At 68.8% G+C, this 13,223-nt stretch carries 8 protein-coding genes; 3 read left to right on the top strand and 5 right to left on the bottom strand.

The window, feature by feature from the left end; translation table 11 throughout:
* Positions 1-24: 24 nt before the first annotated feature.
* From ACFO6S_RS19320 to ACFO6S_RS19300, 5 genes are all read right to left on the bottom strand, one after another.
* Complete coding sequence (locus ACFO6S_RS19320; RefSeq protein ID WP_378419593.1) at positions 25-696, bottom strand: hypothetical protein; 672 nt, start codon at positions 694-696, stop codon at positions 25-27.
* A 164-nt stretch (positions 697-860) separates the two neighbouring features.
* The gene (locus ACFO6S_RS19315; protein WP_378419592.1) at positions 861-2,270 is read right to left on the bottom strand and encodes a T3SS (YopN, CesT) and YbjN peptide-binding chaperone 1; all 1,410 of its coding nucleotides are present in this window, start codon (positions 2,268-2,270) and stop codon (positions 861-863) included.
* Between the two features lie 200 nt (positions 2,271-2,470).
* Complete coding sequence (locus ACFO6S_RS19310) at positions 2,471-3,082, bottom strand: T3SS (YopN, CesT) and YbjN peptide-binding chaperone 1 (RefSeq protein WP_378419591.1); 612 nt, start codon at positions 3,080-3,082, stop codon at positions 2,471-2,473.
* 148 nt (positions 3,083-3,230) lie between these two features.
* Positions 3,231-3,986 (bottom strand): HD domain-containing protein, encoded by a 756-nt coding sequence (locus ACFO6S_RS19305; RefSeq protein ID WP_378419590.1) that lies wholly within the window; start codon positions 3,984-3,986, stop codon positions 3,231-3,233.
* A 22-nt stretch (positions 3,987-4,008) separates the two neighbouring features.
* Entirely contained in the window at positions 4,009-5,385 is a 1,377-nt protein-coding gene (locus ACFO6S_RS19300) for a T3SS (YopN, CesT) and YbjN peptide-binding chaperone 1 (RefSeq protein ID WP_378419589.1), read from the bottom strand.
* A gap of 234 nt (positions 5,386-5,619) precedes the next feature.
* Here ACFO6S_RS19300 and ACFO6S_RS19295 point away from each other — a divergent pair, with 234 nt between their 5' ends.
* From ACFO6S_RS19295 to ACFO6S_RS19285, 3 genes are all read left to right on the top strand, one after another.
* Complete coding sequence (locus ACFO6S_RS19295) at positions 5,620-5,772, top strand: endonuclease/exonuclease/phosphatase family protein (protein ID WP_378419588.1); 153 nt, start codon at positions 5,620-5,622, stop codon at positions 5,770-5,772.
* A 284-nt stretch (positions 5,773-6,056) separates the two neighbouring features.
* Complete coding sequence (locus ACFO6S_RS19290; RefSeq protein ID WP_378419587.1) at positions 6,057-7,421, top strand: hypothetical protein; 1,365 nt, start codon at positions 6,057-6,059, stop codon at positions 7,419-7,421.
* Between the two features lie 97 nt (positions 7,422-7,518).
* Positions 7,519-13,092 (top strand): AAA domain-containing protein, encoded by a 5,574-nt coding sequence (locus tag ACFO6S_RS19285; RefSeq protein WP_378419586.1) that lies wholly within the window; start codon positions 7,519-7,521, stop codon positions 13,090-13,092.
* The last annotated feature ends 131 nt before the right edge of the window (positions 13,093-13,223 follow it).

The raw sequence follows: 13,223 nt of genomic DNA, 5'->3' as shown, positions 1-13,223 counted from the left end.
GCCCGTCCGGCCCGGCGATCGGCCCTAGAGCGTGCCGTTCTCGATGTCGCGCTTGAGGGCCTGCTGGTTCGCGATGTGCGAGGAGACGCCGTTCTGCACGGTGTAGTCGATCAGCACGGCCGGCGCCTTGAACGTCAGGTGCTCGGTGACCGTCGTCGCGCCGTCGTTCTCGGCGAAGGTGACCTTCTGGTGGGTGATCACGCCGGGCATGTCCCAGGTGTCGGTGCTGTACCAGCGGTCGGCGGCGTACACCCGCTGCTGCCCGACGGTGCGTCCCGGGATCGAGATCGGACCCGCCGGGATGTCCTCGAGGGCGATGAACTCCCAGACGTCGGCGCCACCCTCGGTGTAGGTGCGGCGGTCGAGCACGCCCTTGAGGAACGGGTGCCGTCCGAAGCTGTTGGAGAAGTTGGAGTAGGCGGGGAACACCCGGTCGACCGGCGCGTCGATGGTGACCGGCAGGGTGACGTCCACGGTCGTCAGCAGGGCGCCGGCCTGGCTCTCCTCGAACCGGTAGGCCGCCCACGAGGCCTCCCATTCCGCGTCCAGCGCGGACGAGGAACCCGAAACGGACTGGGCCCCGGCAACTCCCGTACCTCCCAGTGCGATGCCGGCAGCCAGCACGCAGGCTGCGACAAGCTTCGGCGCCGAGCTCCCGGCTCGCCGACCACTGACCTGCTCAGGACGTTCGACCATTCGTATTTCCTCACCCGTGCCGACCGTTGCCGCCCGTCGGCAACCGGGGGAATGCTACGCCGCCCGTGCCGTCGCGCCACCGTGAATGGGATCGGAACCGGCCGAACACCTTTCGGTCGCCGGGCCGCGGAACGGCCGTGGCGGGTTGACCCTCCGGGCCGCCGCTAGGCCGGGTCGTCGAACAGGGTGGCCTCCGGCGCCGGGCTCGCGGGTCCGGTGGCGGCGTCCTTGGGCCCGGCGTCGGCCAGCTCGTCGAACAGCTCCATCTGCCCGGCCACCGGCGGGTGCCCGGTTTGCGTGTTGCGCTCCGGCAGGGCGACCAGACGCAGTGCGCCGCGCAGCGATTCGAGGGTGTTCGCCCAGACCTCGGCGTCGTGCGCGCAGGCCGCGGCCTCGTCGGTGTCGCCGCCGTCGCGGGCGAGGTCCGCGGCGCCGTGCCAGCTGATCTCCTGTTCGGAGGCCACGCACATGAGGTTGAGGATCAGGTCGCGGTCCCGGCCGCAGATCTGGGCGACCTCGGCGGCGCGCAGGGTCCCACCCTCCGGGTCCAGCTGGATCAGGGTCTGCAGGGCCGCAGGCAGCGGCTCGGTGTCCGCGTCGGTCGGGACGGAGTCGTAGTCGTCGTCGACGGCGGCCGCGCCCTGCGGTTGGTCGGCGTCCGCGTCCTCACGGCCGTACAGCTCGCCGTCGAAGCTGTCCGCGAAGTGCTCGTCGAAGTAGTCGAGGAACGCGGTGATCCGGGTGAGCATGTCGCGCAGGTGTTCCGGGACGAACGGGGCCGCGACGATGTCGATCAGCGCGTTCACCTGGTCCTTGCGCAGCACCACCTTCACGTGCGGCGCCCGGGCGTTCAGGTCCGAGATCAGTTCGGCGGTGCGGGTGCGGCCGCTGATCCGGGACACCAGCGGCACCCAGATCCGCAGGATCCGGTCCTGCGGGTGCGGGAGCAGGAAGACCAGCCGGGTCCCGATGCGGATCACCAGGTCGCCGTCGTCGTCGGCCACCGGCGGGTTGCCGGTCATGTCCTCGACCGTGGTCGAGACCAGCTGGCGCAGGTGCTCGACGTCGCGCGGGGCGACGGCCGTCATCGGGTCCAGCCAGACGGTCGCGGCGGCGGCATCGCCCGCCCCGTCGGAGACGTACGCGAGCCGGGCCGCGCGCCCGGTCGTCTTGGTGGTGAGGAAGCCGGGGTGCGGCACGTCCCACATCTCGCGGAGCACCGTCACCGACCGGGACGCCCAGTCGTCGATCACGGCAGGCGGCAGGTCGACGAAGTGCGGGTCGGTGGCGGCGTCGGCGGGCGGATGCCAGCCCAGGTCCACCAGCCGGGTGTCGAAGTCCGCGGCGGGGGTGGGCGCCGCGTCGTCGCCGGACCGGTGCGGGACCTCGCAGACGACGGAGCCGTCGCCCCGCCCGAGGAACCGGAGGTAGGAGAGGGCGTCGGCGTCCGAGCCGGCCGGCGTCAGCCCGAGGAGGTCGCCGCCGCGCATCGCGCGCAGGTGGGTCGCGAGGCTGGCCTCGAAGCTGGACCACGCCTGCTCGACGGTCTGGTCGAATCCCTCGAAATTGGACACGGCGCCCTCCTGGTTCCGATCCGCTGCCGGTGCGGCACCTTCCGGTGCACCGGCGCCACCTTCTCGTGGCCTGAACAAGGTATCGCGGGCAACGGACGCGACCGTGTAGGGGCGCGCGAGGAACCGGTCGCGACACGACGCCGCCGGGCCCTCGACCGATTCAGAGTCGAGGAACCCGGCGGGCGGTGGGGTCCGAGCGATCAGACCAGCGGCAGGCTGTCGCCCTTGTCGTCCTGGGCCTCGCCGCAGGCGCAGTCGTCGCCGCAGCCGCCGTCGTGGGAGTCGCCGCAGTTGCAGTCGTCGCCGCAGCCACCGCAGCCGCCGGCGTAGGAGTCGTCGTCGGCATCGCAGTCGAGGGTGCCGCCGAAGCGCTCCGCGAGGTCGTCGTCGAGGTCGTGGGTGAGCTCGTGGATCTCGTCGATCAGGTTCAGCAGGTGCTGCGGCGCGAACGGGTCCGCGTCGAGGATCGTCGAGACCAGCAGGTGGTTGTCGCTGAACGCGAAGCGCAGCCGCGGCCACTCGGTGGCGAGGTCGGTCAGCGCCGCCTCGGCCTGGGCGCGGTCCGCGAGCTCGGTGACCAGCGAGGACCACACGTGGATCTGCGGGCCGTCGTCGGCGATGGTGACGTACACCGCGAAGCCGTGCACGGGGATGGCGATGTCGCCGTCCTCGTCGACGTCCGGCTCGCAGCCGAGGAGCTCGGCGAGGGCCCGCACGCACAGGCTGTGCAGCTGCTCGCGCTCCTCGGTGACGATGGCGAAGGCGCCGTCGAGCTGCAGCGGCTGGTCCTGGGTGGTGTCGGCGTCGGTCATGATTCCTCTGTCCTGCGCCGGCGCGGGGGTACGGGCTGGTCGCGGCTGTCGGTGGCTGGGTGTGCGGGTACACGGTATCGCGGCGAGGTAACGGCAGGTGGACTGCGGGTGACTGATTTGTCCGGCGGGTGACGGGGGTCGCACCTGGTCAGGACAGGCGGTCGCCGATCCGGTCGAGGTGCTCGCCGATGCGGCGCCGGCCGTCCGCGCTGACCTGGATCGGCCCGGTGGTGGCGGCGTACCCGCTGCGGAAGATCTCCACCAGCGGACGGTACTTGCGGGACAGGCGTTCCCGCCTCCCGTCGTCCGCGATGTACTGCACGCTGCCGGCGTTGTCGACGTAGTCGGCGAGCTTGACCAGGTACACCTTGGGGTCGCCGATGACGGACTCGACGTGGTCGACGTAGCCGCGGTTCTTCTCCTCGACGGGCAGGCCCGCGGGCTTCGGGGGATTGGTGACGGCCTTCACGATCCCCGCGACCTCGCCGCCGAACTGGTCGGCGAGCAGCGTCAGCGCCCGGTCCTGCAGGGCGGCGGCGTCGAGGCCGGCGTCGGGCGGGCCGTCGAACAGGGTGATCAGGTCCGCGGCATGGTCCTCGACGGTGTCGTGCAGGACGGCCGCGACCAGGGTCGGCGCGTCCGTGCAGCCGTAGCGGATCAGTCGCAGGGTGTTGCGCAGCGGGTGCGCGATGTACGGCTCGACGGGGCGGGTCGCGTTGCCGGGGCGGGTCTGGGTGCGGTGCACGTAGGCGGCCACCTCGATCGCCGGCCGCAGCACGGTGGTGTCGATCCTCAGGTCCGACGCCTCGCCGAGGACCGCCAGGGTCAGCAGCGCCGCGTCCATCTCGGAGAGTTCGAGCCGACGGATCGCCGCGAGCGTGCGGTCGTGGGGAGGTGTCCTCATGCAGGTCCCTTCGTGCCGGTGGCTAGCTGGGGTCGTCGAACAGGGTCGGCTCGGTGGGGCCGAAGCGGTCGCGCGGGCGGGACTCGGTGGCCGAGTCGGGGGCCCGGTGCCGACCTTGGGCGCGGTGCCGGCCGGGGGAGTCGATCAGGCGCAGCGCGGCGAGCAGCGCCTCGACGGTCCGGGACCAGTTGCGGGCCTCGCTCAGGCAGAGCTCGAGGTCGTCCTGGTCGGGATCCTCGCGGGCGGCGTCGGCGTTGCCGAGCCACTCGGCCTCCTGCTCGGAGCACAGGCGGATGTACTCGAGGATGGTGTCGCGGTCGTGGGCGCAGGTCTCCACCACCCGCCGCGCGCCCAGTTCCCCCATCGCGTCCGCGCCGAGGTCGATCACGGCCATCAGGGCTGCCGGGAACTCGGGTTCGCCGTCGCGGCCGGACCCCGGATCCTGGGTGTGGCGGGCGGAGACGGCGCCGAAGCGGGCCACGAACCCGTCGTCGCAGGTGGTGAGGAACGCCGACATCCGGCCGAGCATGTCGGTCAGGTGGCGCGGCACGAACGGATTGGCGACCACGATGATCGACGCGGACAGTCGGTCCTCGGTGAGCACGAACTTGATCAGCGGCCAGCCGGTGTTGAGCTCGGCCACGATCGCCGCGGCCCGGGCGTGGTCGCTGATCTGCTGCAGCAGCGGCGCCCAGATCTGCACGTAGGGCTCGGTGGGGTGCACGATCACGAACACCGGCATCCCGTCGAGCGTCAACTCGATGTCGCCGTCGGCGTCGAGCGCCGGCGGGTGGTCGGGACTGTCGGTGAGGGCGGCGCCGACGAGCTCGCGCAGGTGGGTGTGGTCGCGGGGGAAATCCGCCCCGATCGACGCGTCGGGGTAGGGCGTCGGGTCCTGCTCGGTCGGGGGCGCGTTCCGCGAGTAGTTCTCCCCGACCGGCAGCTCTGCGGTACGGCCGAGGGTCCCCGCCCGGAGGAAGCCGGGGTGGGGCACGTTCCACAGCTCGCGCAGCACGGTCACCGCCATCGTCGCCAGCTCGTCGGCCCGCATCCGGGGCCGGTCGGCGAAGAAGAACCGGGTGTTCGGGTGGGCGCAGTCGTCCGCCACGGCACGGTCCTGCGGGGCCCAGCCGAGTTCGCGCAGCCGGGCCTCGTCGGCGAGGCTCAATGCCTGCTTCGGGTCGAGGTCGGCGTTGGTGGGGACGCCGCAGGAGACCGCGTCGGAGTCGTGGGAGAGGAACTGGACGTACTGGACATGGTGGCCGGCGATGTTCGACTCGGCGGACTGCAGTACCAGGAAGTCGGTGTCGACCATCTCGACCACGTAGTCGGCGAGCGCGGCCCGGAAGCTGCGCCAGGCCTTGTCGACGGAGAGGTCGAAGGTGCCGAACTCGGACATACTGCCCCCAATCTCGGAGCCTTCCGCGGGCAGGCGGAGGGGCGCCGACGTCACAGATCCGTGTCCCCCGACATGGTGCCTGTCCACGGTATCGCGGGGCGGGGAGAAATCGGGGCACTCTGGGGGTCCAGGTGGGTCGGGATTTGCCGGGGAATCGCGGGCCGCCGGGTGGTGGGTGCGCTCTATCCCTGCTGTGGCCGGGTGCGGCGGCAGTCGGGTACGTAGAGTCCGATCGTGTCGTCAGAAGAGATCACCGTCGCGTCGTGGAACACCGAGTGGACCCCGGTGCCGGGCGGACGAGGGCCGCGGGTGCGCGAACGGCTGCGCGAGGTGGACGCCGACATCCTGGTCGTCACGGAGGGTCAGCGTGGGCTCCTGCCGGGCTGACGTTGTGCAGGATCCACCTTGCGGTCTACGACGTACACATCTTCGGGTCAGACCGGACCACGTGGTGGAGATCCGGCAGGACATGCTTGAGGAGATCGATGGGCCGATGCTCGAGTGCAGGTTGGGAACGTCATGGCAAGGGCTGATCATTGAGCCAGCAGTTCGTTCGAAGCTGCCTGGCATGGATCTGTTGCGTATCAGCTATGCGGCGGTTCAGGTAGCCGGTTGGCTTCGGGCGCGCGGTAAATAATTGTGGAGGATAAGGATTTGGGACGAATATGATCGTGAGTGAGCTCATCGAATTTGTGGATCCGACGGATGTCGGATTGGACGACGCCTGGCGTTCAGTACTTCAACGAATGGACCCGGGAACGGGTCGCCAGGTCAACTTCATCCCGTGTGAGGTCGTGCTGTGTCTGTGCGCGATTCGGCTAGTCGACCACAGCCGGTTCGGCAGCGGTTCGGCGAGCCGGGCACCGTTCCCCGTGCCGGAATTGGCTCGCCTGTTCAGGCGCCCGAGCTCAAGCATCCTTGCGAAAATGGCGAATCTGGACGGCACTCGCCCCAACGGCGGCAAGCACGACCGGGCTGTGTTCGAGCAACTGGCCGGGGCACATGCGACCCTCGACGAGCTGTATCGGCGAATCCTGCGTGCTGCGCGTCGGCAGGCCATCGGTCCGGACTTGCTGCCCGACTTCCTCAATCTGCTCGACGCCACCGACAACCCAGCCCCTGCTGATTCCGGCGAGGGCGGGGACACAGTTGATGCGTCGGTGCGATGGTTCCACGGACTCGACGGGCAGGTCATCGTCGACCGCACGCATGTCTGGATAACCAGGGACGGAGTCGCGGACTACCAGTTCTCGGCCGAACCTCGGCGCGCCCCAATCACCGCGGTGCGTGCGTGCCGGCTACTGCCCTCCCGGCACGGTTCGGGTGGGTTCGCGCACATTCTGGTAGACGGAGCGGAGGAGCTGACGCCGGAGGTAGAGAGTCACCCCGAAGCGATCACATTCAGCCATGCCCAGCGCCCCGAATTCGAGTTGCTGGCAACGCTGTTGGATGACGCGGTCACTGGCCTCGTTTCAAGGGCAGGGTCGGACGAGGACGAGGCAGAGGGCGGGCAATCTCCGTCGGTGGGCCTCGCTGAGCGGCCGGATCGGCGATTGGCGGCAGGCACCGAATTCGAATCGCGGGTTTTGAAGTCCCAATCCGAAGTGAACTCGATCGCAACCACGGCTGACCGCGGAATAGCCTGGTTCATCGATCAAGTTCGCTCCCGCGGAGCGATCGCAACGAGGCTCACGGAGACGCGCCGAACCGCCGTCGAAGTATTGGTACCCGGGCAGCGCCCAGTCACGGTTCGGGTCAAGACCAGGTCAGGACTCGGTTGGGCCGCGTCGAGGGCTGACGAAGACCCGGACACGGATGACACTGGTTCTGAGTTTTGGGCATTTGTGGATCTCACCGCGAAACCACTCTGCATGTATATTCTCCCGACCGCGCGTGTGACCGCAGAGGTCCGTGCAGCCAATGACCTGCGTGTGGCCCGGTATCCCGGGCGTCGTCCCGTCGGCACGCTCGGCGTGAACCAGGAAATGGTCCGTGATGGTCGCGACCGTTGGGACCTGCTCGGCCTGCCACGGTAGCGAGTCAGCCCGGGGGTCGGCAGGGACGTGTTGTACCGGGTCCTTACCCTGTACTTCAACGTGGCGCAGCTAACCGGGAATCGAGAGGGGTGGCGCGGTGAACAGGGAGGACGATCCCCACCTCAAGGACCGGGTCCAGAGGTTGATGCGGTTCCTGCGGGAACTGGTGAAGTCGCGCAGCAAACCGGTCCTGGACCACCGGCGTCACGAGGACGTGGTCTGGCTGTCCGGAGACACCGTCGAGGTGGCACTCGTCCGGGATGCGGCGGCCGGTGACGTGGTGCTCCGATCGCGCCGTGTCATGCTCTCCGACCCGCCCGCGCTGCCGGCCCACCTGCACGGTCGGGTTCACGGGGACGTCACCGACTCAGCTGCGACCCCGGCGCTGGACCCCCACGCCACCGACATCGGCACTGCCTTCGACGACTGGCTGGCGGACTGGCGGACGTGGGCGGCCACTGACCGGGAGCGGCGACCGGTGTGGCAACTGAACACCGCGCTGCAACGGGCCATGCAGGAACTCGGCGCCCGACCCGAATCCGTTGAGCTGGTCCTCGCCTCGGGCCTGCTCACGCTGCCTCCCGGTGACGTCGGCGAGCCCGTGCGCACCCACATCCTCACCCAGCCAGCCACGATCGAGCGCGACGAGGCGTCCGGGGATCTGTTGGTCCGGTTGGCATCCGAGACCGCCCCGCGCCTCGAGGACACACAGTTGCTGACGGGCCTGTCGATGTTCGACCCGACGGGGTCGCGGGCGCTGCAGGACGGGTTGCAGGGCCTGTCGTCTCCGATCGACGTGGCGATCCCGGTGTTCCTCAAGGCCTGGGCCGGGCGGTCGCTGACCGTTCCGGTTCAGGTGGAAGGCGAGTCGGACGTCTCGGAATCGAACCGGACGTTGGTCGCTGCGCCTGCGCTGGTGCTCCGCAAGCGGGGCGCGTTCGCGCTTGTCGAGTACTACGACCGGATGATCGCAGAGTCCGAACGCGACGACGTCCCGGTGCCGCTCGGGTTGGCGCAGCTCGTCGAGGCCATCGAGCCGGATGATCGGGTGTCCTGGCTGGACCGCGCCGGCTCGTCGCCGTCCGCCACGCTCGCCGAGGATCCACTGTTCCCGCTGCCCGCGAACCCTGAGCAGCGGGAGATCATCACTCGACTAGCCCGGGACAGCGGAGTGGTCGTCGAGGGCCCACCCGGTACCGGCAAGACACACACCATCGCTAACCTGGTATGCGCGTTGCTCGCCCAAGGTCAGCGGGTTCTGGTCACCAGTGAAAAGGCACAGGCGCTGCGCGTGCTGCGCGACAAGCTACCGCCGGAGATGCAGGAGCTGTGCGTCGCGATCACCGACGTCGGACGTGGGGGATCTGCCGAGCTGAACCGTAGCGTCGCCGAGATTGCCACACGCAAGTCGTCGTACATTGCGGCCACGACCACCGCGCGTATCGACGACCTCGCGGCCCGGCGCAACGAGGCGTTGAGTCGGCGCAGCAGCATCACCGAGCACATCCGATCGCTTCGGGAAGCCGAGACATTCGTCCACCCCGAGGTCGCCGCCGGGTACACCGGCACCGCTGCGTCGATCGTCCGGGACGTCACCCGCCATGCCGGACGGTTTGACTGGCTGCCCGGGCCGTTGAACACCTCCGTACCGAACCTCGCGGGGGCGCAGCTGCAAGCACTGCTCGACCTGACCGCCCGGTCGACTCCGGAGCGGGCAGCGCGTCTGCGGCAGGAGTTTCCGCCGGTCGACGGTGTTCTGCCGAATCCCGCCGTATTGCAGCAGCTGTGCGAACGAGCCGGCGCCGCGCCGCGGCAGGTTCGCCCCGAGGCATCCTGGCTGATGAATGTCCTTACCGATGTCCCGCTGCACGTCCAGACCGACATCCGGATGAGGTGCGAGCGCCTGCAGGGCGTCGTCGTAGATGTCCGCCGTCAAATGCCGGCGATGCAGGCGGCGGCGGACGCGGTGCTGTCCGGCGCGGTAGGACATCTGTGGGCGAAGACCGCCGAGATCCCAAGCCTTCTCCGAGTCGCCGCCGAGTCCGACGCTTTCGTTGGGGCACGCGTGGTGCAGGTACCGACAAACGGTCGGAGCGCGCTCGACGTGTACGGCGCAATGGCGATTGCGATGAACGGCGGGCTGGAATGGCGCGGCCGGTTCCGGAAGAGCGATCAGCAGAAGGCGGTGGAGGCACTTGGCCCCGTCGCCACCGTCGACGGACAGCCGGCGACGACCGCGGAATCGGTGCGCGTGGTCGCCGAGCATCTGCGCGCACTCGACTGCATGCAGCGGGCGGCGGCGGTCCTCGACGACCTCGGGGTCACGGTGGACACCGCCGGATCGCGTGGGGCGCAGGTCAACGCGCTCAGCATCGTCGAGTTCTCGATCCGGGTGGTGAATGCACTTGTCGGGCAGGTGAACTCGATCACGGACGCGCTGCGGTCGATTAGCCCGACGGTACCTCCGGTGCGGTGCGTGGCGGAGGCGGACGCCCTCGCCGATGCGGCGGCAGCGATCGCCGCGAGAGCCGACACCGATGCGGCCCGCGCCGCGCTGCAGGATCTGGGTGAGTCGGTGGCGGCGTGCTTCTCGTCGGCGCCGTCCTCGGAGAGCGCGGCGCTGGTCTCCGCGATCGGAGCCGGCGATCACGCCGGTGTGGCAGCTGCGCTGTCCGGTATTGAGGAAGCTAGAACTGCACGGGCGGAAGAGGAGCGGCTTGCGTCACTTCGCCAGCAACTCGATGAGGACGCCCCAGCATTGGCCGCACTCGTGGCGGGGACACCGACCGATGACCACTGGCTCACCCGAATTGCCGAGCTGGACGAGGCGTGGGCGTGGCGCCGCGCGCAGCGCTGGGTGCAAGCACATCACGAGGAGGGTCTCGACCGCCGCCTCGAATCCGATCTGGAGGCCGTCGAGGCCGACATCGCCCGCCTCACTGCACAACTCGCCGCGGAGCAGGCGTGGCGCGGTTGCCTGGAACGGATGACGGCGCAGCAGGTGCAGGCGCTGCAGGCGTATCGCGGGCAGGTCGCGAACATCGGCAAGGGCACCGGCAAATACGCCGAGCAGTACCGTTCGGCGGCGCGTTCGGCGATGCAGGTCGCGCAAGGCGCGGTTCCCGCCTGGGTGATGCCGTTGCAGCAGGTGCTCGCGTCCATTCCGACGGAGCCGGGCGCATTCGACGTGGTGATCGTCGACGAGGCCAGCCAAGCGGACATCGCCAGCTTGTTCTTGCTGTGGCTCGCGCCGCGGGTAATCGTCGTGGGTGACGACAAGCAGTGCGCGCCGAGCGAGGTCGCATCCGGCGCGCTCGACGCGGTGTTCCAGCGGCTCGACACGTTCCTACCGGACATGCCGGAGTACCTACGTGCCAGCCTGACTCCGCGGGACAGCCTGTTCTCCATGCTGCGCACCCGGTTCGGTCAGGTGGTACGCCTACGTGAGCACTTCCGGTGCATGCCCGAGATCATCACCTGGTCGAGCAATCAGTTCTACCGGGACGCACCACTGGTTCCGTTGCGGCAGTTCGGGTCCGACCGACTGAAGCCGCTGCGACACACCTATGTCGAGGGTGGCGTCGTCACCGGTCGGGATGCGAAGCTGGCGAACCGGCCGGAAGCACTCGCAATCGCCGACGCGATCGAAGCTTGCCTGGACGATCCCCTATACGACGGGAAGACGTTCGGTGTCGTCGTGCTGCAGGGGCAGGCGCAGGTCGACGTGATCCGGAACGAGCTGCTGGGACGCCTCGACGGAAAGCAGTGGGATGAGCGCAGGCTGCGGATCGGCACCCCGCCGGACTTCCAGGGCGACGAACGGCACGTGGTCCTGCTGTCGATGGTGATCGCGCCTGGGCAGCGCGTTGCCGCGCGCACCGACAACAAGGCCCAACGGGCGTTCAACGTCGCCGCGTCGCGGGCGCAGGACCAGCTGTGGCTGTTCCACTCTGTTGCCCCGGACTCGCTGCGGGACAACGATCTTCGGCATTCGCTGCTCACCTACATGCTGGCGACGTCGCCGGCGCCGGCCGACCCGATGCCAATCGGCGTCACCCGCGACGACCGGCACGCCGCGTTCGACAGCCTCTTCGAGCAGCGCGTGTTTCTGGACATCACCGGCCGCGGCTACCACGTCAACCCGCAGGTCGAGGTGAACAGCCGCCGCATCGACCTGGTCGTAACCGGGGCGGCGGGCCGGCTCGCTGTCGAGTGCGACGGCGACGCGTTCCACACCACCCCGGAACAGCGGGCCCGAGACCTCGAGCGCGAGCGTGAACTCAAGCGGTGCGGCTGGGTGTTCTGGCGGATCCGTGAATCCGCCTACTACCTCGACCCCACCGTTGCTTTGAGTGGGCTGTGTGCGGAGCTGGACCGTCGCGGCATCGCGCCGCTCCTGCTTGGGGACGCCACAGCCTCCTCGGGGCCGGTGTGGACTCCCACGGTGCTGATCGACGACGACTCGTACACGGATGAGACCGACGTCAATGCTCCGGACGGGCCCGCACCGGTCGCCGTGGCGCCTGCGCCGGAGACTCCGGTTGTCGTCAGTCGGGTGGGCGCGTCAACGCTGACAGCGTGGACTTCGGTGGCTGAGCCGGATCCGCTCGACGAGGCGACTACTGGTCTCGATACGGTCAGCGCGGAGGCAGAGGCGGAGGCACCTGTCGTTGCCACGTCGGCCTGGGAGATCGTCGACACCAGTTGGGTACCATCGCTCGTTTCGACGCCGGATGTCGCCGGAAGTGACACACCGGCCGAGGAGGCGAGCCATCAACGTGCGTTGAATGATACGGCGACGGCATCGGCCGAGGCGGCCGCGCCGTCCGACCTTGGTCCGGCATGGGAGATCATGCCGCGTAGCGCCATCCCATTCTCGGCTCCCTCGATTGAGAGTTCGCTGCCGCTGGAGAAGGCCGTGAGCGCGGATGAGTTGAGCCGGCACGATGCACGCTCCCAGCGCGATTCGCTTCGAGGTCTCGACTTCATGGGTGCGCTTTCGAAGTTGGGTGGGCTCGCGACGGTGGACGAGATTGTTGACATCGTCAGTGACAGCCCTCGCTCGGTGAGTGCTGTACTCGATCGATCGGTGGTGGCTCGAGCGCTGGCGGACCTCGAAGGTGACGCGATCCGCTCGTATCGGGTCGAGAATGTCCAGATTCTGGAGCGTATTCCCGAGAACTCGGGGCACGCACGCATCCTGATCGAGATCGGGAGTTCGCCCGAGTCGATGTCGGACCTGTCGCGGTTCATCGCAGCTGCCGCACTCACTGACCTCGCGGACCTTCCGCTATCCCGACTGAGGTCGCTCTGGAGTGCTGTCAGTTCGCGTATCTCAAATCGGACTGACGCATCCGCTGACGCGCGAGTGGCCGACAGGTCGGCAGCCAGTTGGAGTTGGAACGGTGAGGACCACCCAGTAGAGGCTGCGCCGGAGCGCGAAGTGGCGGTTGATCAGCGGAGTGACGATGCGAACCCCGCGCACGATCGAGTACTGGCGATGGCAGCCAACGGTCCAGTCACCTCGGTTGAGCTGGCGTCAGCGTTGGGCCTTGAGCGACCGGTGGTTGCGTCGATGCTGTACGCGCTTGTGGCGCAGGAAAAGCTCACCAAGGTGAACAGTCGACGTGGCGCAAGCTATGTGCTGGCTCGAGATGGGTGGGACGAATGAGATGGGTCGGGAAGTAGAGGCGTGTACGAACGGTTCGAGTGTCACGATGGACAGCTGATACTCCACGACGACTACGTATGGGTGACGCGCGAGAATCTCTCTCCTGAAGCGGGATTTCAGTATTCCAGAGA

This window comes from Rhodococcus kronopolitis (assembly GCF_042654025.1).
Lineage (GTDB): Bacteria > Actinomycetota > Actinomycetes > Mycobacteriales > Mycobacteriaceae > Rhodococcus_G > Rhodococcus_G kronopolitis.
Note: the sequence above shows the minus strand (reverse complement) of the source record. Positions and strands in the feature narration are given on the sequence as shown.